This is a genomic window from Micromonospora sp. HB375 (assembly GCF_017872985.1).
Lineage (GTDB): Bacteria > Actinomycetota > Actinomycetes > Mycobacteriales > Micromonosporaceae > Micromonospora > Micromonospora chalcea.
Genome location: NZ_JAGGJO010000001.1, coordinates 2,420,854 through 2,447,689 on the forward strand (window position 1 = coordinate 2,420,854; position 26,836 = coordinate 2,447,689).

The 26,836-nt window shown below is 73.3% G+C and carries 22 protein-coding genes; 11 read left to right on the forward strand and 11 right to left on the reverse strand.

The features are described 5' to 3' along the window. Positions 1 to 7: 7 nt before the first annotated feature. Both J3R08_RS11270 and glgA read right to left on the reverse strand, forming a co-directional pair. On the reverse strand, positions 8 to 736 hold the full coding sequence (locus J3R08_RS11270) for a class I SAM-dependent methyltransferase (protein ID WP_064447488.1): 729 nt from the start codon (positions 734 to 736) through the stop codon (positions 8 to 10). 89 nt (positions 737 to 825) lie between these two features. Continuing rightward, the gene (glgA, locus tag J3R08_RS11275; protein ID WP_064447489.1) at positions 826 to 2,019 is read right to left on the reverse strand and encodes a glycogen synthase; all 1,194 of its coding nucleotides are present in this window, start codon (positions 2,017 to 2,019) and stop codon (positions 826 to 828) included. Positions 2,020 to 2,113: 94 nt separating this feature from the next. On the opposite strand from glgA, the gene glgC reads away from it, so the two are divergent. Then, positions 2,114 to 3,346 carry a glucose-1-phosphate adenylyltransferase gene (glgC, locus tag J3R08_RS11280; protein WP_043325096.1) on the forward strand — a complete coding sequence of 411 codons (1,233 nt, stop codon included), beginning with the start codon at positions 2,114 to 2,116 and terminating at the stop codon, positions 3,344 to 3,346. Positions 3,347 to 3,379: 33 nt separating this feature from the next. Further along, positions 3,380 to 5,023 carry a phosphoglucomutase (alpha-D-glucose-1,6-bisphosphate-dependent) gene (gene pgm, locus J3R08_RS11285; RefSeq protein WP_209961053.1) on the forward strand — a complete coding sequence of 548 codons (1,644 nt, stop codon included), beginning with the start codon at positions 3,380 to 3,382 and terminating at the stop codon, positions 5,021 to 5,023. A gap of 3 nt (positions 5,024 to 5,026) precedes the next feature. On the opposite strand, the gene J3R08_RS11290 is transcribed toward pgm, so the two are convergent. Continuing rightward, positions 5,027 to 5,956, reverse strand: coding sequence for an NAD(+)/NADH kinase (locus J3R08_RS11290; RefSeq protein WP_043325094.1), 930 nt, complete (start codon positions 5,954 to 5,956; stop codon positions 5,027 to 5,029). 148 nt (positions 5,957 to 6,104) lie between these two features. Here J3R08_RS11290 and J3R08_RS11295 point away from each other — a divergent pair, with 148 nt between their 5' ends. From J3R08_RS11295 to J3R08_RS11320, 6 genes are read left to right on the forward strand one after another with little or no spacing between them, the layout of a single operon-like run. Continuing rightward, positions 6,105 to 6,833 carry a sugar phosphate nucleotidyltransferase gene (locus J3R08_RS11295; RefSeq protein ID WP_069089945.1) on the forward strand — a complete coding sequence of 243 codons (729 nt, stop codon included), beginning with the start codon at positions 6,105 to 6,107 and terminating at the stop codon, positions 6,831 to 6,833. After that, the gene (locus J3R08_RS11300; protein ID WP_209961056.1) at positions 6,830 to 7,726 is read left to right on the forward strand and encodes an NAD(P)-dependent oxidoreductase; all 897 of its coding nucleotides are present in this window, start codon (positions 6,830 to 6,832) and stop codon (positions 7,724 to 7,726) included. The genes J3R08_RS11295 and J3R08_RS11300 overlap by 4 nt, the downstream gene beginning before the upstream one ends. 49 nt (positions 7,727 to 7,775) lie before the next feature. Then, on the forward strand, positions 7,776 to 8,783 hold the full coding sequence (locus tag J3R08_RS11305; RefSeq protein ID WP_069089944.1) for an SDR family NAD(P)-dependent oxidoreductase: 1,008 nt from the start codon (positions 7,776 to 7,778) through the stop codon (positions 8,781 to 8,783). 38 nt (positions 8,784 to 8,821) lie between these two features. After that, positions 8,822 to 10,102, forward strand: a complete 1,281-nt coding sequence (locus tag J3R08_RS11310) for an O-antigen ligase (protein ID WP_209961058.1) — start codon at positions 8,822 to 8,824, stop codon at positions 10,100 to 10,102. Further along, on the forward strand, positions 10,099 to 11,421 hold the full coding sequence (locus tag J3R08_RS11315) for a lipopolysaccharide biosynthesis protein (protein ID WP_209961060.1): 1,323 nt from the start codon (positions 10,099 to 10,101) through the stop codon (positions 11,419 to 11,421). The genes J3R08_RS11310 and J3R08_RS11315 overlap by 4 nt, the downstream gene beginning before the upstream one ends. A gap of 54 nt (positions 11,422 to 11,475) precedes the next feature. Continuing rightward, positions 11,476 to 12,822, forward strand: a complete 1,347-nt coding sequence (locus J3R08_RS11320; protein WP_209961063.1) for a glycosyltransferase — start codon at positions 11,476 to 11,478, stop codon at positions 12,820 to 12,822. Between the two features lie 40 nt (positions 12,823 to 12,862). On the opposite strand, the gene J3R08_RS11325 is transcribed toward J3R08_RS11320, so the two are convergent. From J3R08_RS11325 to J3R08_RS11335, 3 genes are read right to left on the reverse strand one after another with little or no spacing between them, the layout of a single operon-like run. Continuing rightward, on the reverse strand, positions 12,863 to 14,083 hold the full coding sequence (locus tag J3R08_RS11325) for a glycosyltransferase (RefSeq protein WP_209961065.1): 1,221 nt from the start codon (positions 14,081 to 14,083) through the stop codon (positions 12,863 to 12,865). Continuing rightward, positions 14,083 to 15,291 carry a glycosyltransferase family 4 protein gene (locus tag J3R08_RS11330; RefSeq protein WP_209961067.1) on the reverse strand — a complete coding sequence of 403 codons (1,209 nt, stop codon included), beginning with the start codon at positions 15,289 to 15,291 and terminating at the stop codon, positions 14,083 to 14,085. The genes J3R08_RS11325 and J3R08_RS11330 overlap by 1 nt, the downstream gene beginning before the upstream one ends. Next, on the reverse strand, positions 15,288 to 16,418 hold the full coding sequence (locus J3R08_RS11335; protein WP_209961069.1) for a DegT/DnrJ/EryC1/StrS aminotransferase family protein: 1,131 nt from the start codon (positions 16,416 to 16,418) through the stop codon (positions 15,288 to 15,290). Before J3R08_RS11335 ends, J3R08_RS11330 begins: the two co-directional genes overlap by 4 nt. Before the next feature lie 213 nt (positions 16,419 to 16,631). On the opposite strand from J3R08_RS11335, the gene J3R08_RS11340 reads away from it, so the two are divergent. Then, complete coding sequence (locus J3R08_RS11340) at positions 16,632 to 17,642, forward strand: DUF389 domain-containing protein (RefSeq protein WP_209961071.1); 1,011 nt, start codon at positions 16,632 to 16,634, stop codon at positions 17,640 to 17,642. Here the strand turns inward: J3R08_RS11340 and J3R08_RS11345 are convergent. Both J3R08_RS11345 and J3R08_RS11350 read right to left on the reverse strand, forming a co-directional pair. After that, complete coding sequence (locus J3R08_RS11345; protein ID WP_209961073.1) at positions 17,605 to 18,039, reverse strand: hypothetical protein; 435 nt, start codon at positions 18,037 to 18,039, stop codon at positions 17,605 to 17,607. The genes J3R08_RS11340 and J3R08_RS11345 overlap by 38 nt on opposite strands. A gap of 431 nt (positions 18,040 to 18,470) precedes the next feature. Further along, a complete protein-coding gene (locus J3R08_RS11350; protein WP_209961075.1) occupies positions 18,471 to 20,981 on the reverse strand; it encodes a Tex family protein in 2,511 nt (836 codons plus the stop codon). A gap of 210 nt (positions 20,982 to 21,191) precedes the next feature. Here J3R08_RS11350 and J3R08_RS11355 point away from each other — a divergent pair, with 210 nt between their 5' ends. Together J3R08_RS11355 and J3R08_RS11360 are read left to right on the forward strand one after the other, a co-directional pair. Then, a complete protein-coding gene (locus J3R08_RS11355; protein ID WP_209961077.1) occupies positions 21,192 to 22,646 on the forward strand; it encodes a D-glucuronyl C5-epimerase family protein in 1,455 nt (484 codons plus the stop codon). Between the two features lie 48 nt (positions 22,647 to 22,694). Then, on the forward strand, positions 22,695 to 24,206 hold the full coding sequence (locus tag J3R08_RS11360; RefSeq protein ID WP_113973408.1) for a deoxyguanosinetriphosphate triphosphohydrolase family protein: 1,512 nt from the start codon (positions 22,695 to 22,697) through the stop codon (positions 24,204 to 24,206). 7 nt (positions 24,207 to 24,213) lie between these two features. Here J3R08_RS11360 and J3R08_RS11365 read toward each other — a convergent pair whose 3' ends face one another. From J3R08_RS11365 to J3R08_RS11375, 3 genes are all read right to left on the reverse strand, one after another. Further along, on the reverse strand, positions 24,214 to 24,858 hold the full coding sequence (locus tag J3R08_RS11365) for a NeuD/PglB/VioB family sugar acetyltransferase (RefSeq protein WP_064447495.1): 645 nt from the start codon (positions 24,856 to 24,858) through the stop codon (positions 24,214 to 24,216). Then, entirely contained in the window at positions 24,855 to 25,556 is a 702-nt protein-coding gene (locus J3R08_RS11370; protein WP_205796923.1) for a sugar transferase, read from the reverse strand. Before J3R08_RS11370 ends, J3R08_RS11365 begins: the two co-directional genes overlap by 4 nt. A gap of 85 nt (positions 25,557 to 25,641) precedes the next feature. Continuing rightward, positions 25,642 to 26,787, reverse strand: a complete 1,146-nt coding sequence (locus J3R08_RS11375) for an MBL fold metallo-hydrolase (protein WP_209961080.1) — start codon at positions 26,785 to 26,787, stop codon at positions 25,642 to 25,644. Between the last annotated feature and the right edge of the window lie 49 nt (positions 26,788 to 26,836).

Here is a 26,836-nt window from a genome sequence, read left to right on the forward strand (position 1 = left end):
GCGACGTTCAGGTCGACCGCTGGGCGACGAAGACGAACTCCCGGCCGGCGCGGTCGGGCGCGTCCCGCACGTCGAGCACCCGGTAGCCGGCGGCCGCCAGGCTCGCCTCGACCTCGTCCCGGTCGCGGAACCGCAGCGTCGAGTCCGACGTGACGACGGCGCCGTCGGCCGGGAACCGGTACGTGAACCGGAAGGACACGAACGGCAGGTCCACAGCGGTGACCTCGAGACGTCGTTCCACCGGCCCGACGCCCGGCACGTCCCGGGTCACCGGCGCGGTGTCCGCCGCCCACTCCTCCCACGCGCGGCGCTCGGGACGCCGCGTCTCGAACACGAGATGCCCGCCGGGCCGCAGCGCCGCGTGGACGCCCCGCAGGGTGCGCGCCCAGTCGTCGTCGGCGCAGAACACCTGCGCCACGTTGCCGGTCATCACGGCCAGGTCGGCGCGCAGCGGTGGCAGCGTCGTGGCGTCGCCGTGCACCCAGCGCACGCGGCCTTCGCGGTCCTTCGACCGGGCGACGGCGAGGGACGCCCTGGCCGGGTCGACCCCCACGACGGTACGGCCGTGCCGGGCGAGCAGCAGGACCAGGTTCCCGGTGCCGCAGCCGAGGTCGAGCACCACGCGCGCGTCCAGCTCGTCGGCGATCGCGAGGTACGCGTCCAGGTCGTCCCGGTCGCCGTCGAACGCGTCGTAGACCGGCGCGAGCCGAGGATGGGCGAAGATCGCATCCGGCATCCGGGGACTGTATCCGCCGCCGACCGCGAGGGGCGGGCTGTTGAGAAGGGGCCCTTCCTCTACCGCAGGCGTTAAGAAGGGGCCCTTCCTTACACGCCCACCGAGCGGTACACCTCGAGCGTCTGGCGGGCGATCGCGTCCCAGGAGAAGTGCTCCACGGCCCGCCGCCGCCCCGCCGCCCCGAACGCGGCGATCCGCTCCGGGTCGGCCAGCAGCTCGTTCATGCGCGCGGCCAGGTCGGCCACGAAACGCTCCGGGTCCAGCGGCGTGCCGGAGCCGTCGCCGGCCTGCTCGATCGGCACCAGCAGCCCGGTCTCGCCGTCTGCCACCACCTCCGGGATGCCGCCCGTGGCGGTCGCCACCACCGCCGTCTCGCAGGCCATCGCCTCCAGGTTGACGATGCCCATCGGCTCGTACACGGACGGGCAGACGAAGATCGTGGCGTGGGTGAGCACCTGGATCACCTCGTGCTTGGGCAGCATCGCCGCCACCCAGACGACCCCCGACCGCTTCGCGCGCAGCTCGGCGGCCAGCTCCTCGACCTCCGCGCCGATCTCCGGCGTGTCAGGTGCGCCGGCCAGCAGCACCAGCTGGACGTCGGCGGGCAGCTCGCGGGCGGCGCGCAGCAGGTACGGCAGGCCCTTCTGCTTGGTGATCCGCCCGACGTAGACCACGCTGGGCCGGGACGGGTCGATGCCGAGCCGGTCGAGCACGTCGGTGTTCCGGTCCGGGGCGTACTGCGCGGTGTCGATGCCGTTGTAGACCACGCGGACCCGGTCCGGGTTAACCGCCGGGTACGCGGTGAGCACGTCGCGGCGCATGCCCGCGCTCACCGCGATGATCGCGTCGGCGGCCTCGAACGCGGTCCGCTCACACCAGGAGGAGAGCGCGTACCCGCCGCCGAGCTGCTCGGCCTTCCACGGGCGCAGCGGCTCCAGACTGTGCGCGGTGACCACGTGCGGCACCCCGTGCAGCAGCTTCGCGGTGTGCCCGGCCAGGTTCGCGTACCAGGTGTGGCTGTGCACCACGTCGGTGCCGGCCGTGCCGGCGGCCATCTCCAGGTCGACGCCCATGACCCGCAGCGCGGCGTTCGCGCCGGCCAACGCGGCCGGCTCCGCGTACGCGGTGACGCCGGGCTCGTCGCGCGGCGCGCCGAAGCAGTGCACCCGCACGTCGGCGAGCCGGCGCAGCTCGCGGGCGAGGTATTCCACGTGCACGCCGGCGCCGCCGTACACCTCCGGCGGGTACTCGCGGGTGAGCAGGTCGACGCGCATCGGTGCCATGCCCGCACCCTAGTGCAGAGCGGCGTGTCGCACGCGGTGCGCAAGTGTGGGCGTCCGAGTGGTGAAGTCGGTTCCGGGTCGTTAGCGTCTGAGCATGGCTGCCAAGGTGCTCGCGATCGTCCTGGCCGGCGGGGAGGGCAAGCGCCTGATGCCCCTGACGACCGACCGGGCGAAGCCCGCCGTCCCCTTCGGCGGGATGTACCGCATGGTCGACTTCGTCCTGTCCAACCTGGCGAACGCCGGCTTCCTCAAGATCGTCGTGCTGACCCAGTACAAGTCGCACTCGCTGGACCGGCACATCACCAAGACCTGGCGGATGTCGACGCTGCTCGGCAACTACGTCACGCCGGTGCCGGCGCAGCAGCGCCGCGGCCCGTGGTGGTTCGCCGGCTCGGCCGACGCGATCTACCAGAGCTTCAACCTGATCAACGACGAGCAGCCCGACTACGTGATCGTCTTCGGCGCCGACCACATCTACCGGATGGACCCCCGGCAGATGGTCGACGACCACATCGCCTCCGGCGCCGGGGTGACGGTCGCCGGCATCCGGCAGCCGCTGTCGATGGCCGACCAGTTCGGCGTGATCGAGGTCGGCGAGGACGGCAAGCGCATCCGCGCGTTCCGGGAGAAGCCCACCGACGCGGTGGGGCTGCCCGACGCGCCGGACCAGATCTACGCCTCGATGGGCAACTACGTGTTCACCACGAAGGCGCTGTGCGAGGCGGTCGAGCGCGACGCGGCGGACAAGACCAGCAAGCACGACATGGGCGGCAGCATCATCCCGATGCTGGTCGAGCGCGGCGAGGCGAACGTCTACGACTTCAAGGACAACGAGGTGCCGGGCAGCACCGACCGGGACCGCGGCTACTGGCGGGACGTGGGGACGCTCGACTCGTTCTACGACGCGCACATGGATCTGATCAACGTGCACCCGGTGTTCAACCTCTACAACTTCGAGTGGCCGATCTACACCGAGCAGCCGCCGTACCCGCCGGCCAAGTTCGTGCACGCCTGGGGCGAGCGGGTCGGCCGCGCGGTCAGCTCGATGGTGTCACCCGGCTCGGTGATCTCCGGCTCGCTGGTGGAGAACTCGATCGTGTCGCCGAAGGTGAAGGTCCACTCGTGGGCGCACGTCGACGGCGCCGTGCTGATGGAGGGTGTCCAGATCGGCCGCCACGCGGTCGTCCGGCGCGCGATCCTGGACAAGAACGTCCACGTCCCGGAGGGCGCCGAGATCGGCGTCGACCTGGAGAAGGACCGCCAGCGCTACACCGTGTCCGACAACGGCATCGTCGTGATCGGCAAGGGCCAGCGCGTCGAGCCCTGAGCAGCACCACCGCAACCCGAGGAGGATCCCGCAGTGGCCCACCCCCGTGCCGGCCAGCCCGCGCAGCCCGACGATCTGGTCGACGTGCCCCGGCTGGTCACCGCCTACTACGCCGAGCACCCGGACCCGGACGACCCGGCGCAGCAGGTCTCCTTCGGCACCTCCGGGCACCGCGGGTCCAGCCTGCGCCACGCGTTCAACTCCGACCACATCGTCGCCGTCACCCAGGCGCTCTGCGACTACCGGCGTGAGCAGGGCCTCGACGGGCCGCTGTTCCTCGGCCGGGACACCCACGCGCTCTCCGCGCCGGCCGAGGCCGACGCGCTGGAGGTGCTCGCCGCCAACGGCGTCACCGTGCTGCGCGACAGCCGCGACGGCTACACCCCGACGCCCGCCGTCTCGCACGCCATCCTCACCCACAACCGGGGCCGCACCAGCGGCCTCGCCGACGGCATCGTGATCACCCCGTCGCACAACCCGCCGTCCGACGGCGGCTTCAAGTACAACCCCACGCACGGCGGGCCCGCCGACACCGACGCCACGAAGTGGATCCAGGACCGCGCGAACGCGATCCTCGCCGCCGGGCTCAAGGAGGTGAGACGCATCCCGTACGCGCGGGCGCGCGCCGCCGACACCACCGGGGGGTACGACTTCCTCGCCCGGTACGTCGACGACCTGCCCGCCGCGCTGGACATCGACGCGATCCGCGACGCCGGGGTGCGCATCGGCGCGGACCCGATGGGCGGGGCGAGCGTGGCGTACTGGGGGGAGATCGCCGACCGGCACCGCCTCGACCTGACGGTGATCAACCCGCTGGTGGACCCGACGTGGCGGTTCATGACGCTCGACGGCGACGGCAAGATCCGGATGGACTGCTCGTCACCGAACGCGATGGCCTCGCTGATCGCCGCCCGGAGCGACTACGCGGTCTCCACCGGCAACGACGCCGACGCCGACCGGCACGGCATCGTCACGCCCGATGGCGGCCTGATGAACCCCAACCACTACCTGGCCGTGGCGATCGGCCACCTGTTCCGTACCCGGGAGCAGTGGGGCCCGGCCGCGGCGGTGGGCAAGACGCTCGTCTCCTCCTCGATGATCGACCGGGTCGCGGCCGACCTCGGCCGCCCGCTGCTGGAGGTGCCGGTCGGGTTCAAGTGGTTCGTGCCCGGCCTGCTCGACGGCGCCGTCGGTTTCGGCGGCGAGGAGAGCGCCGGCGCGTCGTTCCTGCGCCGCGACGGCGGCACCTGGACCACCGACAAGGACGGCATCCTGCTCTGCCTGCTCGCCGCCGAGATCATCGCCACCACCGGGCGTACGCCCAGCGAGCACTGGGCCGAGCTGGCCGACCGCTTCGGCGCGCCCGCGTACGCCCGCATCGATGCCCCGGCCGGGCGCGAGGAGAAGGCGGTCCTGGCCAAGCTGTCGCCGGAGCAGGTCACCGCCACCGAGCTAGCCGGTGAGCCGATCACCGCGATCCTCACCACCGCGCCCGGCAACGGCGCCGCGATCGGCGGCCTCAAGGTGACCACCGAGTCGGGCTGGTTCGCCGCCCGCCCGTCCGGCACCGAGGACGTCTACAAGATCTACGCCGAGTCGTTCCAGGGTCCGGAGCACCTGGCCCGGATCCAGGAGGAGGCCAAGGCGCTCGTCGACGGGGTGCTCGGGGCGTCCTGACGGTCACCGGGGCGGGGGCAGCTCCCGGCGGTTGAGCTGCTCCCGCAACCCGTCCGGCAACAGCTCGCGCAGCTGGTCCGGCAGCAGCGGCAGGTCCAGCAGGCTCAACTTGAGCTGGTTGCGCTCCTGGTAGCGGCGCGGGTCGAGGCGGACCACCCGGCCGGCGTCCTTGACGTACCGGATGTGCACCGAGCCCTCGGTCGCCGCCTGCCGGATCAGCAGCCCGTCCATCTCCACCGCCACCGGCGCCGAGTCCGCGCGCAGCTCCAGGTGCACCGTCTCGTGCGCGGAGAGCAGCACCGAGCGGGAGATCCCGGCCATCGGCGCCGATGGCGTCACCACCATCGCCTCCGTGGCCGGTGAGATCAACGGCCCGCCCGCGGCATAGCTGTACGCGGTCGAGCCGGTCGGCGTGCTCACCACCAGCGCGTCGCAGCGGTAGTAGCCGTACCGCTGGCCGTCCACCGCCAGCGTGGCCGTGACGAACCCGGCGCCGGGCTGCCGGACCAGGGCGATGTCGTTGAACGCCACCACGTCGTCACCGCAGACGTCGCAGGCCAGGCAGGCGTGCGACTCGACTGTGAAGTCGTGCTCCACCAGCCGCTCCAGCGCCCGGGGCAGGTCCGGCGGCTCCACCTCGACCAGGAAGCCGACCCGGCCCAGGTGGACGCCGAGCACCGGCTTCGGGTCGCGTACGGCCATCCGCAGCGCGCCCAGCATGGTGCCGTCGCCGCCGATGCTGATCAGCGCGGCGCAGCGGTCGGCCAGCTCGTCCGCGGCGACCGCCTCCACCGCGGCCGGCACGCGCGTACGGTCCTCGGCGCGTACGGCGAGGGTGATCCGGTGCCGGGCCGCCCAGTCCACGATGATCCGCACCACCTCGGAGACGTCCCGGGTGGGGTGCAGCACCAGCCCCAGCACATCTCCCGCCACCGGTACAGCTCATCACAGCGACGCGCGGCGGCGGGCCCACCCGCGGGCGCGAAGCCGGGGAAACGCCCCCGAACAGGTGATTTCCGTACCCCCGGGTGGGTTCGGTTCGTTGGACGCGAGGTAGGGCGGGGGAACGAGTGGAGAGTCGATGCATGTCGTGATCATGGCGGGCGGCGCGGGAGTACGGCTGCGTCCCTACACCTCCACCCTGCCCAAGCCGCTCGTGCCCATCGGCGAGAGCTACGCGATCCTCGAGATCGTCCTGCGGCAGCTCGCCGATCGCGGCTTCACCCACGTCACCCTGGCGATCAACCACCTGGGCGCGTTGATCCGGGCCTTCGTCGGTGACGGCTCCCGGTTCGGCCTGGCGGTCGACTACGTCGAGGAGGACCGGCCGCTGTCGACCATCGGCCCGCTCTTCGGCATCCGGCACCGCCTGCCCGAGCACTTCCTGGTGATGAACGGCGACGTGCTCACCGACCTCGACTACGCCGACCTCCTGGCCACCCACGCCCGCTCGGGCGCGCCGCTGACGGTGGCCACCTACCGGCGTACCGTCAAGATCGACTTCGGGGTTCTTGAACTGGCCGGCGACAAGATCACATCTTTCTCCGAGAAGCCGGTCCTGCACTACCGGGTGAGCATGGGCGTCTACGGACTCTCCCGCAGCACCATCGCCCGCTACCCGGTCGGGCAGCCGTTCGGGTTCGACCAGCTGGTGCTCGACCTGCTGGGGCGGGGCGAACCACCGGCCGGCTACGAGTTCGACGGCTACTGGCTGGACATCGGCCGCCCCGAGGACTACGACGAGGCCAACCGGTGCTTCGCCGAGGTCCGGGACCTGCTCCTGCCCGCCGGCACCCCGGCCGGGGCATGATGCGCGTACTCCTCTTCGGCGCCTCCGGCTTCATCGGCGCGCACGTACGACGGGAGCTGGCCGCCACGGCGGACCTCACGTGCCCGTCGCGCGACGAGTGCGACCTGGTCACCGCGGCGCCGGAGACGCTGCGTGCGCTGCTCGACACGGTCCGGCCGGATGCGGTGGTCAACTGTGCCGGCGCGGTGAGCGGCACCGCCGAGGACCTCGTCCGGGCCAACACGCTGGTGACCGCCAAGCTGGTCGACGCCGTCGCCGTCGCCGCGCCCCGCGCCCGCCTGGTCCGCCTCGGCTCCGCCGCCGAGTACGGTCCCGTTCCGTTCGGCGCCGCGGCCGCCGAGGACCTGCCAGCGGCGCCGGTCAGTGCCTACGGCGTGAGTCAGGCCGCGGCGACCCGCCTCACGGAGCTGTCGGCCGCAGCCGGCCGGGTGGACGCGGTAGTGCTTCGGGTGTTCAACCCCGTCGGCCCCGGCATGCCCCGCACGACGCTGCTCGGCCGGGTGGCGGCGCTGCTGTCGCGCCTCGCGCCCGGCGAGGACCTGCGCACCGGCCCGCTGGACGCGTACCGGGACTTCGTGGACGTGCGGGACGTGGCCGCCGCGGTCGGGCGGGCGGCGACCGTCACGGCGCCGCGAGCCCGTGTCCTCAACGTGGCGAGCGGCCGGGCGGTGCCGGTGCGCGACGCCGTCCACCTGCTGGTCACGGCGGCCGGCCGGCCGGTCCGCGTCCGGGAGGACCATGCGCCGTCCCCGCGCTCCGCCGACGTGGGCTGGATGCGCGCCGACGTCGGCCGGGCCGCCTCGGTCCTGGGGTGGACGCCCGAACACGACCTGTACGACTCGGTCGGCGCGCTGTGGAGCCAGGCGGCTCCGGCGGCTGCGCCGGCTCGTTGAGCCGACCCGGTACCGGTACGGCCGGACCGGTGAAGAGGAGGAGCGAATCATGACCGCACAGTCGTCCGACGGGCCGGTGGTGGTGACCGGAGCCGGTGGCTTCATCGGCTCCCATCTGGTGGAGGCCCTCGTCGCCGCGGGCCACCCGGTACGCGCCCTCGTGCGCTACAACGGCGCCGGATCGCACGGCTGGCTGGACACCTTCGGCCCGGACCAGTTGGCCGGCGTCGAGGTCGTCGCGGGGGACATCCGCGACCGGGGGATGGTGCAGCGGCTTGTCGACGGCGCCTCCACCGTCTATCACCTGGCCGCGCTGGGTGGCATCCCGTACTCGTATCTCGCGCCGCAGTCCTACGTGGACACCAACATCACCGGCACGCTCAACGTGCTGGAGAGCGCGCGGACGGCCGGTGTCGGCCGGGTCGTGGTCACCTCCACGAGCGAGGTGTACGGGACGGCCACCACGGTCCCGATGACCGAGCAGCACCGGTTGCGCGGGCAGTCGCCGTACTCCGCCTCCAAGATCGGCGCGGACAAGCTGGCCGAGAGCTACCACCTCAGTTTCGGCCTGCCGGTGGTCACGCTGCGGCCGTTCAACACGTACGGCCCCCGGCAGTCCACCCGGGCGGTCATCCCCACCATCATCAGCCAGCTGGCGAAGGAGGACGGGGTGATCCGGCTGGGCGCGCTGCGTACCACCCGGGACCTCCTCTACGTGACGGACACCGTGGCCGCGTTCCAGGCCGTCGGCACGGCACCCGACGACGCTGTGGTGGGCGGCGTGTTCCAGGCCGCGACGGGCCGGGAGACCTCGGTCGGCGACCTGGTCCGCAAGATCGCCGCGATGTTCGGCGCCCAGCCGGAGGTGGTGGTCACCGAGTCCCGGCTCCGCCCGGCGGAGTCCGAGGTGGAACGCCTGCTCGGCGACGCCGGCCTGCTCCGGTCGCGGACCGGGTGGCAGCCCGTCACGAGCATCGACGAGGGGCTGAAGGCGACAGTCGAGTGGTTCCTCGATCCGGCCAATCTCGCGCGTTACCGCTCCGACCGGGCGGTGTGACGGGTTCCAAGCTCGGTGCCGCAGGAGGCTCGAACGTGATGGTGATGCAGGACAGCCGCCGGTCGTCGGCGATCGGCACGGTCCGCGGCCCCGGTGGGCCCGCCGGACCGGAGACACCGGTACGGCGCACGGGTGGTGTCGTATCGACGGTGCTGCGCGCCACCGCCGTGGTGCTGGTGCTCAACTTCGACCAGTTCCCGCGCATGGTCGGCCGCGGGTTCCTGATCGCCGCGGTGGTGCTCGCGGTCCCGTTGCTCCTGCACGAGCTGCTCCGTCCGGCCTCGCGGTCCCGGACAGTGATCTTCTGGACCCTCGTGGTCTTCGGCGTCCTCGCCTTGCCGGGAATCCTGCACCCGCCGGAGACGGACTACGGCCGGCAGAAGTTCCTGCTGCTCATGACGCTGACCGTGTTCGCCACGGCGGCGGTGGCGGTGCTGCGCGGGCGGCGTGACGTCGAGATGTTCGCCGCCGTCTTCGTCCTGTCGGGGGTGGTGCTCGCGATCGCCACGCTCAACGGTGATCCGCAGGACGGCCGGGCCGACGGCTTCGGCTCCAACCCGATCTGGCTGGCCCGGGCAATCGGCGGTGCGCTCGTCGCTCTCACCTGGCTCTATCTGCGCAAACGGGTGCCGGCGTGGTGGGCGGCGGGCCTGGCGGTGCTGCTCGGCCTCGGTCTTCTGGCGACCGGCTCCCGGGGACCGCTGCTGGCCACTGTGGTGGCCCTCTTCGTCCTGGTGCTGGCCGGGTTCCGCCTGAAGATCCGGCGGGGCCGGCGTGAGTGGGTAGGTCTGGGCCTGATGGGCGGCCTGGTGCTCGCCGTCCTCGCCCTGCCGTCGCTGCTGCCGCCCCGGGTGTACGCGCTCCTGGTCGATCCGAGCGAGGAGATGTTCGGCACCGCCCGAGCGGAGATGCGGGAGGTCAGCGTGCCGATGATCGCCGAGAATCCGGGCGGCGTCGGCTACGGCAACTGGGGCGACTACTCCGGCATGCTCGTGCACAACTATCCGCACAACCTGTGGCTGGAGCTGCCGGCCGAGGCGGGCTGGCTGGTGGGCGGGGCCTTCATCCTGGCCACCGTGGTCGTCGCGGCGGGGCTCTGGCGCGCGACCAGGCGTGATCCGGTGGCTGGGTTCGTCCTGGCCGTGCTGGCCTTCAACGTGGTGGCGGTGTCGACGTCCGGGGACGTGAACGCCGGTCGTCCGCTCTTCGCCGCGTTGGCCCTCGGCGTGCTCGTGCTGGCCGGGGCGACACTGCCCGCCGGGGTGCGGGCTCGCGGCGGGCGGGCGCGGCCGGTCGACCGCCCGGGGGTCGCTGGGTGAGGTGGCGGGCGCGGCTCGCCATGTCGAGCGGGCGGCGCGGAGTGCTCGGCATCGCCGCCGGGTCGGCCGGCGGTCAACTGCTGGCGCTGGCCGCGGTCCCGTTGCTCGCGAGGCTCTACCGCCCGGCTGACTTCGGCGTGCTCGCCGTGGTCGCCGCGCTCGTGCTCACAGTGGGCACGGTGGCCGCGCTCCGGTTCGAGATGGCCGTTCCGCTTCCCGAGCGGGAGGAGGACGCACGCGCGCTGGTGCGGCTCGGCCTCGTCGCGGCCGCCGGCACGGCGATCCTGGCATCGGCGGTCGTCCTGCTGGTGGGGGACCGGGCGGCGCTCTGGTTCGGTCAGCCCGAACTGGCCCGCTGGCTCTGGGTGGTGCCGCCCTCCGCCGCCGCGATGGGTGTCGTCCTCGTGCTGAACCAGTTCGCGGTGCGGCACCGTCGTTACGGCGCGATCGGCCGGCGCAACCTCTTCCAGTCCGTGGCGGTGGTGGTCACCCAGATCGTGGCCGGAGTGGCGGGACTTCGCCCCGGTGGCCTGGCGCTCGGCTTCGGGTTCGGTCAGGTCGCGGCCGCCGCGGTCCTGCTCCGGGACGCCCGTCGGCGCGGCGCGACCGCCCGGGCCGGCCGGCGGCCGCCACGCCTGCTGGCGGTCGCACGCCGGTACCGGCGGTTCCCGTTCCTCCTGGCCCCGTCCGGTCTGCTCAACGTCCTCGGCACGCAGTTGCCGGTGCTGCTCATCGCCTACTGGTACGGCTCGGCGGTGGCCGGCTGGCTGGGACTGACCCAGCGGGTGCTCGCCATGCCCGCCGCGCTCGTGGCGTCCGCGGTGGCCCAGGTCTACCTGGGGGAGATCGCCCGGATCGCCAGGGAGCAGCCCCGGAGCGGCCGGCGCGCGTTTCTGCGCGCCAGCCGGAGGCTGGCGCTGGTCGCCGGTCCCGGCGCGCTCCTCGTGGTGGTCGGCGCGCCCGCGGCCTTCAGCCTGGTCTTCGGCGCGCAGTGGCACAGCAGCGGCGCCTATGCCCAGGCCCTGGCCGTCTTCATGGCGGCGCAACTTGTGGTCTCTCCGCTGTCGCAGACGCTTGTCGTGTTCGAACGACAGGGTCTTCAGCTCGCCTGGGACGCGGGCCGCGTCGCGCTGGTGGCGGGAGCCGTGTCCGTGGTGGCTCTGGTCGACGGGTCACCGCTGACCGCGGTGTGGGCGTTCGGGGTGTCCGGCGCGCTGGCGTACGGCGTCGGGTGGCTGATGTCGCTGCGGGTCGTGACGGCGGCCGGCCGGGACCGCGGTCGTCCCCGCCCCGCGCCGCAACTCGTGTCGCACGGGTGAGGCGTTCGACACCTTTCATCATTTCTTGTCCGGGAAGAAATCGTTTATCCCTGCATGACGAACGACCTGCATCCGGAGCCGGCACCGCGCCTGCTGATCGTCTCGTACCACTTCCCACCGGCGGAGACCGTCGGCGCCCGTCGTCCCGCGGCCCTCGCGGCGTTCGCGGCACGACAGGGGTGGGACGTCCGGGTACTGACAGCGGTCGGGGCGAACCAGGGCACGGTTCCCGTCCCGGTGCCCGAGGAACGCCTGATCCGGGTCGCGCCGTCACCACGGCTGCCACGGCCCGGCCGAGGCGGGGGCGGTGCGGTGACCGTCGGCGGAACAGCGTCGCCATCCCGGCTCCGGCGGATCCGCGCCGGCGCAGATCGCCTCCTGGTGAAGGTCGGCATGGAGCTGTTGCTGCCGGACCCGCAGCTCAACTGGATCCGTCCACCGGCGCGCACCTTCGACCGGGCCGCCGCGGGCTGGCGCCCGGACGTCATCCTGGCGTCCGGCCCGCCCTTCTCCGGGTTCGTGGTGGCCGCGACGCTCGCCCGGCGGTTCCGGGCGCCCTGGGTCGCGGACTACCGGGATCTGTGGTCGGTCGGCAACGACCACTGGGTCCGGACAGCGCTACGCCGAGCGGTCGACAAGAGGCTGGAGCGGCGAGTGCTGCGGACGGTCGCGGCGTGCGTGACGGTCTCGGAGCCGCTGGCCGACACGATCCACCACACGTTCGGGGTGCGGACGCATGTGGTGATGAACGGCATCGACCGTCGGCCGGTGCCGGCGGAGTCCGCCGCGACTCCCGCCGGCGTCGATGCGTCGGCGGCCACTCTGACGCTCGCACACACCGGTTACATCTATCCGGGCAGGCGTGACCCGGGCCCGCTCGTCGACGCGATCGCCCTGCTCGGCGCGGACGCCGCTCGGGTGCATGTGATCTTCGCGGGGGAGGACCACGGCATCACCCGCGCCGCCGCAGAGCGGGCCGGCGTGGCCGACTCCGTCACGCTGCTCGGCCCGGTCTCGCCGGAGAAGTCGTGGCGGATCCAGGCCGACGCGGACGCGCTGGTCCTGCTCATGTGGAACGATCCGCGGGACGCCGGCACGATGACCGGCAAGATCTTCGACTATCTCCAGGCCCGCCGCCCCGTCCTGCTGCTCGGTTACGAGAACGGCGTGGCCGCACGCCTGCTGCGCGAACGCGGCGCGGGCGTCGTGGCGAACGAACCGGCCGCGATCGCGTCCCAGTTGCGGGAGTGGCTGGCCGTGAAGGAGCGGACCGGGCGGGTGCCGGCCGTGCCGGCCACCGCGCTGGACGGACTGTTCCGGGAGGATCAGCTCGGCCGCTACCTCGACATCCTCCGGGACGCCGCCGGACCGGGCGAGCCTGCTCGTCGTCCCGTCCGCTGACGTCCGGCGCCCCGCATCATCAGGCGCGGGGCACCGGACGTCAGCGCCGGGACGGAAGCGGGGCCGGTACCCGCCCGCCCACCCGGCCGGCGGCGGTCTCGGCGACGGTCCGGTAGAACGACGCCCGGCGGGCGTCCAGCGTCTCGGCGGAGAAGTCGTGGGCCCGGCGCAGGTTGCGGGCCGAGGCGTCCGCGAGCCGGCGCGGGTCGGCCAGCATCGCGGTGACGGCGCCGGCCAGAGCGGCCGGGTCGTCGGGTGGAACCAGGCACTCCGGATCGAGCAACTCCGGGATGCCCCCGGCGGTCGAACCGATCGCCGGGAGCGCCCGGGCCATCGCCTCGATGAGCGCCCGGGGCAGGCCCTCGGTGCGGGACGGCATCACGAACAGGTCGGCCGCGTCCAGTTGGCGGCGGACCGCGTCGGCGTCGGGCAGCGGACCGGTGAACCTCACCCGGTCGGCCACTCCCGACCGGTCGGCCAACCGCTCCAGGTGGGGGCGGTAGGCGCCCACGCCGACATGCACGAGCCGAGCCCGGGGACCGTCGGCGGGCATCAGCGCCAACGCGGAGACGAGCGTGTCGATCCCCTTGTAGAGCTGTTCGAGCGAGCCGACGGAAACCACTGTCGCCTCGTCCGGGAGCCGCCGGACCGGCCGGGCCCGCGGCACGAACGCCGCCGGCGGCAGGTCGACGCTGGAGATGCCGGCCGTGGGCGTGGTCGGCAACGTGGGATACCGGCGTTGCAGGCGCCGTTCCGTCTCGTACGCCACCGCGGCGGCCTCGCGGCACTGCCCGCGCAGCGTCCGGGTGGACAGCGTGCGCAGCAGCGGCCGCAGCGGATGCCGGACGACTCCCGGGGCGAGCACGTCGTACGGATCGCCGATCACTTCGAGCGCGTACGGGAGCCGCGCCCGGCTACGCGCCCGGGCCAGCAGTGAGCCGATCGGTGACGGTACCCGGAGCACCACGGCGTCCGCTGGTTCCGCAGCGGCGCTCACCGCCGCGGCGATCGCCCGCCGCCCGAGCAGGTAACCCCGGGGCCCGACGTAGTACGGCAACGCCCACACCTCGACGCCGTCCCCGTCGACCCGGGCCGCGGCCTCCGGCCGTCGGTCGACGTCCCGGACCCGGGCGGCGACGCGCACCCGGTCGAAGGCGACCAGGTAGCGTCGCCAGATCGAGTTGTCCGGCCCGGCCTCGACCCACACCGCGCCGTCGGGAGTCCGGGTGAAGCGCGACTCGGACGTCACCACGACCCGCATCAGGATCTCCCACCGGTGCGGCAGACGGCCTCCACCACGTCGGCGACGTCGGCGGCCGCCACCTGGTTGTCGAAGTGCCGCAGGGCGAACTGCTGGGCCCGCTCACCGCGCAGGCGGAGCCGTCCGTCGGTGAACTCCCGGTGGGCCTGCTCCAGTCCGGCGACCAGCGCGGCCACGTCGTTGCGCGGCACCACCCAGCCGGTCGTCTCGTCGACCGTCTCGGGCAGACCGCCGGCGTCGCTGACGATGCTGGGCACCCCGGTGGCTCCCGCCTCACAGGCGGCGCCGTGTCCCTCGGACAGCGAGGGACTGACGCTCACGTCGGCGGCGCGGTAGCAGGCCCGGACGTCCGACACCGACGTCAACCACGTCACGCTCGGATCGCGATCGACCCCGAAACGCCCGATCAACTCGCGGCGGTGCGCCTCGCCGGCCGCCGAGAAACCGGCGCCCACCAGGAGCAGCCGGGCGTCCGGGTGGGCGGCGCGGAACTCGCGCCACGCCGCCAGCAGCACGTCGTGTCCCTTGATGCCGCGGCCCTGGTGGACCAGCTTCCGGGGTGGATAGACGTAGGCGACCATGATGACGACGAATGCGTCCTCCTCGATGCCGAGTTCGGCGCGCGCCTTCGCCCGTACCTCTCGCCGGCCGGTCGAGCCCTCCAGGTCGGCGAAGTGCGCGGTCCGGGCGCCGTAGGTGACCACCGGGCGCCGGGGCGCGGGACATCCGAGCGCGCCGTAGAGGCCGGAGGTGTGGCCGGTGCCGCAGATGGTGACGTGGTCGAGCCGCCACAACACCCGCTCGACCAGCTTGATCAGCGGAGACTCCAGGTACAGCGGCCCGGCCACCATGTGCACCCGCCGCAGCGGCATGCGTAGGCTCGCGAAGCGGGCGGCGAGCGCTGACGCGTACAGGTGGTACTTCAGGACGTCCGGGCGGATCCGGCCGATCAGGCGGCGCAGCCGCCACAGGTCCCGCAGCGTCGACGGGCGCGGCCGGAAGCGGAAGTCGAACGGCGAGTCGTGCACCTCGACACCTCGCCGCCGCAGCTCCCCCGTGAGCCGCCCGGTCTCGCGCGGCAGGATCGCCACGACCTCGTGCCCGCGGCGGCGGAGTTCCTCCACCTGCGGGACGATCCAGAGTCCACCCTGGTCGGTCTTGAGCAGGACGGCGATCCGCAGCGGGCGCGTGCCCGCGCCGGCCGTCACCGGGCGTCCAGGAACTGCTCGACGGCGCCGATGACCCGCGCCAGACGGCCGTCGTCCAGGACGGAGCCGCTGGGTAGCGTGAGGCCCTGGGCGAACAGGCGGTCCGAGGCGCCCGTCACAACCGACCGGCATCCGGAGAAGACCGGCTGCCGGTGCATCGGCTTCCACACGTGCCGGGTCTCGATGTCCCGCGCGGCCAGGTGGGCCCCGAGTTGCGCCGCCGACCACCCGGTCCGTTCGGGGTCGACCACGATGCTGGTCAGCCAGCAGTTCGAGCCTTCGTCCCCGTCCCCGAGCAGGCGGACCCCGGGCACGCCGGAGAACAGCTTGGCGTACCGTTCGCGCACCAGGCGGCGCCGGCGCATCATCCCGTCCAGCCGGTGCAGCTGGGCGCGGCCGAGGGCGGCGAGCAGATTGCTGAGCCGGTAGTTGTAGCCCACGTCGACGTGCTCGTAGTGCGGCACGGGCTCGCGCGCCTGGGTGGCCAGGTGCCGGCAGCGGGCCAGCAACGCCTCGTCGTCGGAGAGCAGCATGCCCCCACCGGACGTTGTGATGATCTTGTTGCCGTTGAACGACAGCGCGCTGAGCCGCCCGAAGGAGGCGGCCGGACGCCCGCGGTAGGTCGCGCCGAGCGCCTGCGCGGCATCCTCGACCACCGGTACGCCCGCCGCCTCGCACACCGGCAGCAGCGCGTCGTAGTCGGCGCAGGTGCCGAACATGTCCGCGATCAGTACCGCGGCGACCTTCTCGCCGGATCGGCGCAGCACGCCGAGCATCTCGGCGAGCGCTGCCACGTCCATGTTTCCGGTCGCCGGGTCGCAGTCGACGAAGACGGGTTCGGCGCCGGTGTAGACCGCGGCGTTGGCGGTGGCCGCGAACGTCATCGTCGGCGCTACCACCACGCTTCCCGGCCCGGCCCCCAGGGCGAGCAGGGCGAGGTGCAGCGCGGACGTGCCGGAGTTCAGGGCCAGCGCGCCGGCCGTCCCGACGCGGTCCGCGACCTCCCGCTCGAACGCCTCCACCTCGGGGCCGAGCGGCGCGACCCAACCGGAGCGGATCGCGCGGAGCACGTAGGACTCCTCCAGGGGCCCGACATCGGGCGGAGAAAGGTAGATCCGGCCGGTCATCGAGCCTCCGTCCCCGCAGCGGGATCACGGTCGTGGCAGCGAAGGGTCACGGACGGTAAAACGGGACAACCGGCAAGGAGTGATGGCGTACGCCGTGTTCGTGCCGAAAAGCACACGATCGTGCCGCGCGACGCCGTCGAGCCGGGAACCGCTGAGCCCGGGAACGAGTAGAGTTCGGCGGCCCGCCAGGAATCAACGATCCGGGAGTCCCGAGTGCTGCACCTGAGGGTGATCGCGCCGCGCGACCAGTCGTCGGCGGTCGTGGAGCTGCTGGCCGCCGACCCCGGCGTCACGCACCTCGTGGTGCTGCCCGGCGCCGCCCGCCAGCCCGCGGGTGACTACGTCACCTGCGACGTGGTCCGGGAGAGCGCCGACGGCGTACTGAGCCGGCTCCAGGAACTCGGCGTCGAGGCGCGCGGGGCGATCGCCGCCGACGACGTCGAGCTGACCCTGTCCGAGGCGGCCGACCGGGCCGCCGAAGAAGCCCCCGGCCACGGGGAGGACGCCGTGGTGTGGGACGAGATCGCCGCGAAGACCGGCGAGCAGACGGTGCTCACCGGCACGTTCCTCGCCCTGATCGTGGTGGCCACCATGATCGCCGGGATCGGCGTGCTGCTGGACCAGCCCATCCTGATCGTCGGCGCGATGGTGGTCGGCCCGGAGTTCGGCCCGCTCGCCGCGCTCTGCGTGGCGCTGCTGCGACGTCAGCCGCGCGTGGTCGGCCGCTCGGTCAAGGCGCTGACGGTCGGTTTCCTCGTCGCCATGGCGGCCACCGTGCTGAGCACCTGGGCGCTCACCGCGGCCGGCCTGGTCGGCCGGGACATGCTGCTGGCGGAACGGCCGATGACCGACTTCATCTGGCGGCCGGACGCGTTGTCCTGGGTGGTGGGCCTGCTCGCCGGCGTGGCCGGCATGCTGTCACTGACCTCGAAGAAGTCCGGCTCGCTCGTGGGTGTGCTGATCTCGGTGACCACCGTGCCGGCGGCGGCGAACGTGGCCGTCGCGTCCGCGTACGGTGTGTGGCACGAGGCCGTCGGCTCCGCCCTCCAACTGGTGATCAACCTGGCCGCGATCGTGCTCGCCGGGCTGCTCACGCTCGTGGTCCAGCTGTGCTGGTGGCGGCACGTCGCCCGGCGGGCCGCGCACGCGGTGCCCCGGCAGCGGGCAGACCGGCGTCCGGCCCCGGTCAGCGCCAGTCGTCGCCCGCGTCGAGACGACGGCTGAGCAGGGTCGCCAGCGGCACCGACTCGCCGTCCCGGCCGCCTCGGCCGACCACGAGCGGCGGCACGCTGGGCGGCGGGTCCGCCCCGAGCAGCCGCGCCCGCAGGCCCGGCGGCACGGTGAGCAGGTAGAAACGCCCGTCGGTGTCCACCGCGCGGCTGTGCGCCCGGTCCACGTACCAGCCGGTGATCCGCGTGCGGTAGCGACCGCGCCCGTCGTGCCCGGTCGCGGTCAGCCGGCCGGCGCGCAGCCCGCGCCGCAGCGCCTCGGCGGCGAACCGGGCCACCAGCTCCGCGGCCTCCGCCTGCTCGGCCTCGCGTTCGCGGGCGGCGGCCTCCGCGTGCGCCCGCACCGCGTGGCGTCGCCGCTCCCGCCACCGCTCGTCGTCCTCACCGCCCACGACCGCGAGGGTACGCGGAACCGGCCCCGCCCGGCGCACAGGCCGTCGGGCCCGGCGCGCGCACCGCCGAGGCTGCGGTGATCAAGGGGTTTGTGTCAGTCGAACGCCCCGAACAGGCCACGAACTCCTTGGTCAACAACGCGCCTGGTGAGTGGTGTTCGCGGCTCCGGCAGGCGCGACCCGTCCCTATCCCGGCGCGCTGCCCGGTGTGATCAACTCCAGCTCGCCGAAGTGGTGGTGTCGCGGAGCCTCTGATGCCACCACCTCGGCGAGATTGTGTTGATCAAGGGTGTGATGCCGGTGCCTCGGCCCGTCCCCGCGGCCGTCGCCCTGCCGGGGCGCCTGACCGCGACACGGGCCGGCGCGTCGCTGTTCCCCGGCGGGGCTGCCGGGCTGAGGCGTTCGTGACCTCGGCCCGGCAGCGGGACGTGTCAGGCCAGGCCGGCGCGGCGCAGCGCCTCCGCCATGGCGTCGTTGAGCGGGGCGCCGCCACCGCGCCCGGGCCGCTGCTGCTGGCCACCGCGCGACCCGCCGCCCTGCCCGCCACCGCGTTGCCCGCCGCCGCCCGAGCCGCCGCGTTGGCCGCCTCCGCTCTGCCCGCCGCCCGAGCCGCCGCGCTGGCCGCCCTGCTGGCCACCACCGCGCTGCCCGTTCTGCTGGCCGCCGATGCGTCCCTGGCCGCCGCCGCGTGGCCCGCCGCCCTGACCGCCCCGGTCCCGTCGGCCGTCGCCGCCCGCCGGGCGCCCGCCGCCGGCCGGCGCCTCGTCGTCCAGCCGCAGCGTCAGCGAGATCCGCTTGCGCGGCACGTCCACGTCGAGCACCCGGACCTTCACCACGTCGCCGGACTTCACCACGTCGCGCGGGTCCTTGACGAACGTGTGCGACATGGCAGAGACGTGCACCAGACCGTCCTGGTGCACGCCCACGTCGACGAACGCGCCGAACGCGGCCACGTTCGTGACCACGCCCTCGAGCACCATGCCCGGCGTCAGGTCGCTGATCTTCTCCACGCCCTCGACGAACGTGGCGGTGCGGAACTCGGGGCGCGGGTCGCGGCCCGGCTTCTCCAGCTCGGCCAGGATGTCGGTGACGGTGGGCAGGCCGAACGTGTCGTCGACGAAGTCGGTCGCGCGCAGGCCGCGCAGGATCGCCGACTTCCCGATCAGCGCGCGCAGGTCCTGCCCGGTGGAGGAGAGGATGCGACGCACCACCGGGTACGCCTCGGGGTGCACGCTGGAGGAGTCCAGCGGGTCGTCGCCGCCGGGGATGCGCAGGAAGCCCGCGCACTGTTCGAACGCCTTCGGCCCGAGCCGGGGCACCTTCTTCAACTCGGCGCGGGTGCGGAACGGCCCGTTGGCGTCGCGGTGCAGCACGATGTTCTCGGCCAGCCCGGCGCCGATGCCGGAGACCCGGGTGAGCAGTGGCGCGGAGGCGGTGTTGACGTCCACGCCGACGGCGTTGACGCAGTCCTCGACCACCGCGTCGAGCGAGCGGGACAGCTTCACCTCGGACAGGTCGTGCTGGTACTGCCCGACGCCGATCGACCGCGGGTCGATCTTCACCAGCTCGGCCAGCGGGTCCTGGAGGCGGCGGGCGATCGACACCGCGCCGCGCAGCGAGACGTCCAGACCGGGCAGCTCCTGCGAGGCGTACGCGGAGGCGGAGTAGACCGACGCGCCCGCCTCGGAGACCACCACCTTGGTCAGCTTCAGCTCCGGGTGCTGCTTGATCAGGTCGGCGGCGAGCTTGTCGGTCTCCCGGCTGGCGGTGCCGTTGCCGATCGCGACCAGCTCGACGCCGTGCGCGGCGGCGAGCGTGGCGAGCGTGTGCAGCGAGGCGTCCCACTGCCGGCGCGGCTCGTGCGGGTAGATCGTGTCGGTGGCGACCACCTTGCCGGTGGCGTCGACCACCGCCACCTTCACACCGGTGCGCAGGCCCGGGTCCAGACCCATGGTGGGACGCGCGCCGGCCGGCGCCGCCAGCAGCAGGTCACGCAGGTTGGTGGCGAAGACCCGCACGGCCTCCTCCTCGGCCGCCTGCCACAGCCGCATCCGCAGGTCCGCGCCGAGGTGGATGAGGATCCGGGTACGCCAGGCCCAGCGCACCGTGTCGGCCAGCCACTTGTCGGCGGGCCGTCCCTGGTCGCTGACGCCGAAGCGTCCCGCCACGGCGGCCTCGTACCGGCTGGGGCCCGGGTTCGCGTCGGCGTCCCCGTCGGCCTCCGGATCCATGGTCAGCTCCAGCACGCCCTCCTTCTCGCCCCGGAACATGGCGAGGATGCGGTGCGAGGGCAGCTTCGGGTACGGCTCGGCGAAGTCGAAGTAGTCGGCGAACTTCGCCCCGGCGGTTTCCTGACCCTCGCGTACCCGGGAGACCAGCCGGCCCCGCGACCACATCTGCTCGCGCAGCGTGCCGATCAGGTCGGCGTCCTCGGCGAAGCGCTCGATCAGGATGGCCCGCGCGCCGTCCAGCGCGGCGGCGGCGTCCGCGACGCCCTTGTCCGGGTCGGCGAACCCGGCGGCTACCGCCTTCGGGTCCTGCGCCGGGTCGGCGAGCAGCGTGTCCGCGAGCGGCTCCAGCCCGGCCTCGCGGGCGATCTGCGCGCGGGTGCGCCGCTTCGGCTTGTAGGGCAGGTAGATGTCCTCCAGGCGCGACTTCGAGTCGGCGGCGAGGATCTGCGCCTCCAGCGCCTCGTCGAGCTTGCCCTGGCTGCGGATCGACTCCAGCACCGCCGCGCGCCGCTCGTCCAGCTCGCGCAGGTAGCGCAGGCGCTCCTCCAGTGTGCGCAGCTGCGCGTCGTCGAGCAGGCCGGTGGCCTCCTTGCGGTAGCGGGCGATGAACGGCACTGTGGCGCCGCCGTCGAGCAGCTCGACTGCTGCCCGCACCTGACGTTCGGCGACGCCGAGTTCCTCGGCGATCCGCTGGTGCACTGACTGGGTCACGATCTGATCCGCCTTCTCGGGTGGGTTCCCGTGCATTCTGCCGTCCCGGTGCGACGCCGGCGTCCGCGCCCGTCCGCGTCCGGCGGAGGATCCCTGACAGTCAGAAGTATTCATGTTATGTGCGTCTATTCCACGCATGATGAAACGAGGGTGGCAAAAGCGACAAGAGGTTGCTGGGATGGGAGGCACAATCCCGACCTTGGAGGTCCCATGAGGATCCGCCTGTCCTGGCGCGCGCCGGTGGCCGCGGTGCTCGCCCTCGGCCTGGCGGGGACGCCGGTGACCGGCGCGGCGGCCGCCCTCCCCGAGCGGAGCGCGACGCTCAGCGCGTACGCCCGGGACGGCTACCTGCCGCGCCTGCTGCCCGGCTCGGTCTCACCGACCTCGCGGCAGATGACAGTCCCGCGGACCGACCCGCTGGCGCACGACGCCTCCGGGGTGCGGCTCTTCAACTGGCAGGGCGTCCTCTACGACCACCCGGTGGTCCAGGCCGACTGGGGGCTGGACAACCTCAACGCCTACCAGGTCACCGGTGACCGCTTCTTCCTGGACCGGGCGATCGCGCAGGCCCGGCGGAACCTGGACCGCAAGGTGGAGTCCCGCGGGGCGTGGTGGTACTCGTACCCCTTCGACCTGCCCCGGTGCACCGGGCTGGTGCTCCAGGCGCCCTGGTACAGCGCCATGGCGCAGGGGGAGCTGCTCAGCCTGTTCGTCCGGCTGTACGAGGTGACCGGCGACGCCACGTGGCGTACGGCGGCGGACCGCACGTTCCTCAGCCTCACGCTCGAACCGCAGCTCGGCGTGCCCTGGGTCAGCTGGACCGACGCGGACGGCTACCTGTGGCTGGAGGAATACCCGGACAGCCCGGGGGTGCGCGGGGAACGGGTCCTCAACGGCATGATCTACGCGTTCTACGGCGTGTACGACTACTGGCGGATCACCCGGGACAGCCGGGCGGTGAGCCTGATGGACGGGACGGCCACGACGGTGCGGCGGTACGTGCCGGCCATATTGCGCATCCCGCAGTGGGCCAGCCGGTACTCGGTCGGCTGCGCGCGTTCCTACCCGAGCTACCACCAGGTGCACACCCAGCAGATGCTCTCGCTGCACCAGCTGACCCATGCCGGCGTGTTCGCCGCGTACGCCGACGTGCTGCGCGCCGACTATCCGTACCCACCGGTCGACGGCATCGTGTGGTTCGGTCCCGGCTCCCACGTCGCCTACCAGTTCGATGCGGCCGGCCGGATCGTCGCGCAGAAGTCGATCAATCTGATCCGCTTCTCCACCGCCACCGCCGACCAGCGCGTCCGGGTGACCGGCCGGGGCGTCTACTACCGCATGGCCAACGGCGTGTTCGCCGGCATGTTCGTCGCGGAGGACGCCGCGAACCGGTGGCTCGCCGGGAAGTTCGTCCAGCACACGTACGCGCCCACCCGGTTGCTGACCGTGGAGCCCGGCACCTACACCGGATACGCCTACGACAGCAGGTGGCAGGTGGTCGGGTCCAAGACCGTCACCTTCCCGCGCACCTCGGGCGCGCCGATGGGGGCCAGTGCCTGGGTGAACGGCCGCCTGAGCTACCAGGTCACCGCCGGCACCTACCTGGGCTACTGGCTGCCGGCGGCCCCCGGGCTGGTGCTGGGGGACGCGCCCCCGCTGCCCTAGACACAGGTCGCGGCGCGCCGGGCGAGTCGCTGCGCTAGCGTGGCGATCATGGAGGCACCTGCGGATCCGCGGGCCCGGCGGCTCTTCGGGGGCAGCGCCCGGGCGCTCGGCGACCTGGCGGCCGGCCCGTTCCGGGCCGACCGGGACCGGATCGTCGGCTCGCCGTTCTTCGCCCGGCTGAACGGTGTCACCCAGGTGATCAGTCCCGGCGGGTCGGGGCTTCTGGTGCACAACCGGCTCACCCACAGCCTGAAGGTCGCCCAGGTGGCCCGGGCGATCGCCGAGCGGCTCATGGCCGACCCGGCGTACCGGGACCTGCTGGACAAGCTCGGCGGCTGCGACCCGGAGGTGGTGGAGGCCGCCGCGCTCGCGCACGACCTCGGCCACCCGCCGTTCGGGCACCTGGGGGAGCGGGTGCTGGACCGGCTGGCCCGGCAGCGGCTCGGGCTGGCCGACGGCTTCGAGGGCAACGCCCAGTCGTACCGGATCGTCACCAGCACCGAGATCCGCGGCGCGGCGACCACCGGGCTGGACCTGACCGCGGCGGTCCGGGCCGCCATGCTGAAGTACCCGTGGACCCGGCTGGACCATCCCGACCCGCACCCCCGGCACCTCGACCCGGCGCCCCGCGGCGCGGCGGCCCCGCCGGAGGACCCGGAGAGCGGGTCGGTGAAGTTCGGCGCTTATCGCACCGAGCTGGACGACCTGCGTCAGGCGCGGGAGCCGTTCGCCGGCCGCATCCCGGACTGGCAGCAGACGCCCGAGGCGTCGGTGATGGACACCGCCGACGACATCGCGTACGCGATCCACGACGTGGAGGACTTCTACCGCGTCGGGGTGCTCCAGCAGGGCGCGGTGGCGGCCGAGCTGATGGCCTGGCAGCGCGAGTGCGGGCACCTGCGGTCGATCACCGCGTCCGCGCTGGATGCGGCGGGCCGGCGCCCCGGCGCGGCGATCGAGCGGCTGCGCCGGCAACTGCACCGCAAAGACGGCTGGATCGCCGACGACGAGGCGTTCGCCGCCGCAGTCGAACACGTCCGCGAGGAGCTGGTGGAGGGGCTGCTGGCGCTGCCGTTCGACGGCTCGATCGAGGCGGAGCAGTACGTCGCCCGGTTCTCCGCCCGCTGGTCCACCCGCTTCGTGGACGCCATCACGGTGACCCCGGACCCGCACGTCCGCTCCGGGTACGTGCTGCTGGCCAAGGCGCAGTGGCACGAGGTGCAGGTGCTCAAGTTCGTGCACCACCGGTTCGTGCTGGCCCGCCCGGACCTGGCGCTGCACCAGCGCGGCCAGGCCCGGCTGCTGGGCACGCTGGTGGAGGCGCTCTGGGAGTGGCTGCTGGACCCGGACGAGGAGTCCCGGCTGCCGCGACGGCTGCACGACCTGGTGGAGCTAGCCGAGGCGGAGCTGCACCCGCGTACCCCGGACCGGATCGGCCGGGCCCGGGGCCGGGCGATCGTCGACTTCGTCGCGCAGCTCACCGACGGTCAGGCGGTGGCCATGCTGGACGCGCTGTCGGGCCGTTCCGGCGCGCTCTGGACCGACGCCTTCGTGCTCTGAGGACCGCTCAGCGGGCCGGTACTCCCTTGACCACGATCTCCGGCGGCACGTCGCGCACCACGCACGCGCCGGCGCCGACCGTCGCACCGGCGCCGACCCGCAGGCCGGGGAGCACCACCGCGCCCGCTCCGATCAGCGCGGCGGTGTCGAGGCGGCAGTCGCCCGACACGGCCGCGAGCGGGTGCAGGGAGACGTAGTCGCCGACCACGCAGTCGTGCGCGAGTGTGGCGTTCTGGTTGACGTGCAGGTGCCGCCCGGCGGTGACGTTGGTGGTGATCCGGCCACCGGCGAACACCACCAGGCCCTCGGCCGACACCAGGTCCGGGCCGACGGTGGCGTCCGGGTGGACGAGACTCGCCGCCGGCCTGCCGTACGTGTCGACCCGCGCGCCCACCTTCTGCCGGACACGTGGGTCGCCCAGGCCGAGGACGACGTGGGTCTGCGGTGGTAGTTGCCCGAGCGCCGCCACGGTCCCCAGGTACGGCGCGCCACACGACTCGGCGCGTTTGCGGTTCCGCTCGGACGGGTTGTCGTCGACGAAGCCGGCCAGCCGCCACGGCGGTCGAGCGGCGGACTCGTTGACCGCCGCCACGATCTGGGCGATCTCCCGGCCGTGGCCGCCGCACCCGACGACGACGAGGTCGAGGGTCACCGGGACCCGCTTCCCGCTGTCGCCGCCACCGGATCCTCCGCGGCGGTGCCACGGAACTCGTGCGCGGTGGCGGCGCCGGGCGCGCTGATGCCCTGCCGCCGCAGCACCGCGACTGCGGTCCGGGCCAGGATGCGGGCGTCCAGCCGCAGGCTCCAGTGCTCCACGTAGCGCAGGTCGTAGGCGAAACGCTCCGCCCAGCCCAGTTCGTTGCGGCCGTTGACCTGCGCGAGCCCGGTGAGGCCGGGCCGGACGTCGTGCCGGCGGAACTGCTCCGGCGTGTAGAGGTCGCGGTAGCTGGTCGGGAACGGGCGCGGGCCGACCAGGCTCATGTCGCCGCGCAGGATGTTCCAGAGGCTGGGCAACTCGTCCAGGCTGGTGGCCCGCAGCCAACGCCCCAGGGGCGTCAGCCGTGCCTGGTCGTCGCCGGGGGAGAAGCCGTCGCCGCCGCCCGCCATGGACCGGAACTTCAGGATGGTGAACTCCCCGCCGTACCGGCCGATGCGCTGCTGGCGGAAGAGGACCGGGCGGCCCATGCCGAGCAGCACCGCGACCGCCACCGCGGCCAGGATCGGTGCCGTCACCAGCAGGGCGGTCGCCGAGACGACGACGTCGACACCCCGTTTGACGGTGGCGGCGACGCCTGCCTGCGGTGTGGGTGTGCGGGGCTCTTCCACGCCTGGGGAGAGGCGAACCTGCATGCTGTCCTCCGGCCGCTGACTCGTCAGCGAACAGAGTACGCAAATATGCGCAGAAGATTGCCTTGTCCGAATTTTTCGGCGTGGCTCAGGCGACCGACTGCCACCAGCCGTCGACCGCCGGCGGCTCGTCCACGACCACCCGCTCACCGGGGCGCGGCACTGCGAGCCGCACGTCGCGCGCCTTCGCCTCGGCCCAGAGCCGGTCCACCGGCTCGGACCAGTCGTGCAGGGCCAGGTTGAACGTGCCCCAGTGCACCGGCACCAGCAGTCCGCCGCGTACGTCGAGGTGGGCGGCGACCGCCTCCTCCGGGAACATGTGGATGTGCGGCCACGCCCTGTCGTACGCGCCGATCTGCATCAGCGTCACGTCGAACGGGCCGTGCTCGGCGCCGATCGCGGCGTATCCGTCGAAGTAGCCGGAGTCGCCGGTGTAGAAGACCTTCCGGTGCGTACCGGTGATCGTCCAGGAGCTCCACAGCGTGCCGTCGCGGCGCAGTCCGCGCCCGGAGAAGTGCTGCGCGGCGGTGGCGGTGAGCGTAAGCCCGCCGGCCCGGTGGCTCTCCGACCAGTCCAGCTCGACGATCCGGTGCTCGGGTACGCCCCAGCGGGCCAGGTGGGCGCCGACGCCGAGCGGCACCACGAACGGTGCGGACTGGAGATCGGCCAGCGTGCGGACGGTCTCCATGTCGAGGTGATCGTAGTGGTCGTGTGAGATCAGCACCGCGTCGAGCGGGGGCAGGTCGGTGAGGCGGACCGGCGGCTCGTGGATGCGCCGCGGGCCGACCAGCCCGGACGGGGAGCACCTGTCGCTCCACACCGGGTCGAGCAGCACCCGCTGCCCCTCGATCTCGACGAGCGTGGAGGCGTGGCCGTACCAGACGACGTTCAGCTCGCGGGCCGGGTCGGCGGCCGGCGCGGCGCCGGGGCGCAGCAGCGGCACCGGGCTGCCCGGCCGCCGCTTCTGCTTGCCGAAGACCAGCTCCCGGAGCAGGTTGCGGCCCGGGTCGGCGACCATCGTGGCGCTGGCGCCGGCCGGGTTGTGGAAGGTGCCGTCGCGGAAGCGCGGTGACCGGGCCGCCCGTTCCGCCCGGGCGCCGGTGAGCCGTCCGCCGAGCTGCGCCGGTACGTCCCGCGCCGCCCAGGCCAGCCCGGCGACGGCGGCCAGCCCGGCGAGCGTCCACACCCGCCCGCCGCGCGTCCGGTCCGGCTCCTGCCCCGTTGCTTCCCGCATACTCGTCCCTCCGCCGTGTCCCGCCGTACACGGTAACCACAGTCGTCCC

Excerpts from the sequence above, each read along its gene's own strand:
- J3R08_RS11270 (WP_064447488.1), bottom strand. The coding sequence starts at position 736 with ATGCCGGATGCGATCTTCGCCCATCCTCGGCTCGCGCCGGTCTACGAC.
- glgA (WP_064447489.1), bottom strand. The coding sequence starts at position 2,019 with ATGGCACCGATGCGCGTCGACCTGCTCACCCGCGAGTACCCGCCGGAG.
- glgC (WP_043325096.1), top strand. The coding sequence starts at position 2,114 with ATGGCTGCCAAGGTGCTCGCGATCGTCCTGGCCGGCGGGGAGGGCAAG.
- J3R08_RS11295 (WP_069089945.1), top strand. The coding sequence starts at position 6,105 with ATGCATGTCGTGATCATGGCGGGCGGCGCGGGAGTACGGCTGCGTCCC.
- J3R08_RS11300 (WP_209961056.1), top strand. The coding sequence starts at position 6,830 with ATGATGCGCGTACTCCTCTTCGGCGCCTCCGGCTTCATCGGCGCGCAC.
- J3R08_RS11305 (WP_069089944.1), top strand. The coding sequence starts at position 7,776 with ATGACCGCACAGTCGTCCGACGGGCCGGTGGTGGTGACCGGAGCCGGT.
- J3R08_RS11310 (WP_209961058.1), top strand. The coding sequence starts at position 8,822 with ATGGTGATGCAGGACAGCCGCCGGTCGTCGGCGATCGGCACGGTCCGC.
- J3R08_RS11320 (WP_209961063.1), top strand. The coding sequence starts at position 11,476 with ATGACGAACGACCTGCATCCGGAGCCGGCACCGCGCCTGCTGATCGTC.
- J3R08_RS11325 (WP_209961065.1), bottom strand. The coding sequence starts at position 14,083 with ATGCGGGTCGTGGTGACGTCCGAGTCGCGCTTCACCCGGACTCCCGAC.
- J3R08_RS11335 (WP_209961069.1), bottom strand. The coding sequence starts at position 16,418 with ATGACCGGCCGGATCTACCTTTCTCCGCCCGATGTCGGGCCCCTGGAG.
- J3R08_RS11355 (WP_209961077.1), top strand. The coding sequence starts at position 21,192 with ATGAGGATCCGCCTGTCCTGGCGCGCGCCGGTGGCCGCGGTGCTCGCC.
- J3R08_RS11360 (WP_113973408.1), top strand. The coding sequence starts at position 22,695 with ATGGAGGCACCTGCGGATCCGCGGGCCCGGCGGCTCTTCGGGGGCAGC.
- J3R08_RS11370 (WP_205796923.1), bottom strand. The coding sequence starts at position 25,556 with ATGCAGGTTCGCCTCTCCCCAGGCGTGGAAGAGCCCCGCACACCCACA.
- J3R08_RS11375 (WP_209961080.1), bottom strand. The coding sequence starts at position 26,787 with ATGCGGGAAGCAACGGGGCAGGAGCCGGACCGGACGCGCGGCGGGCGG.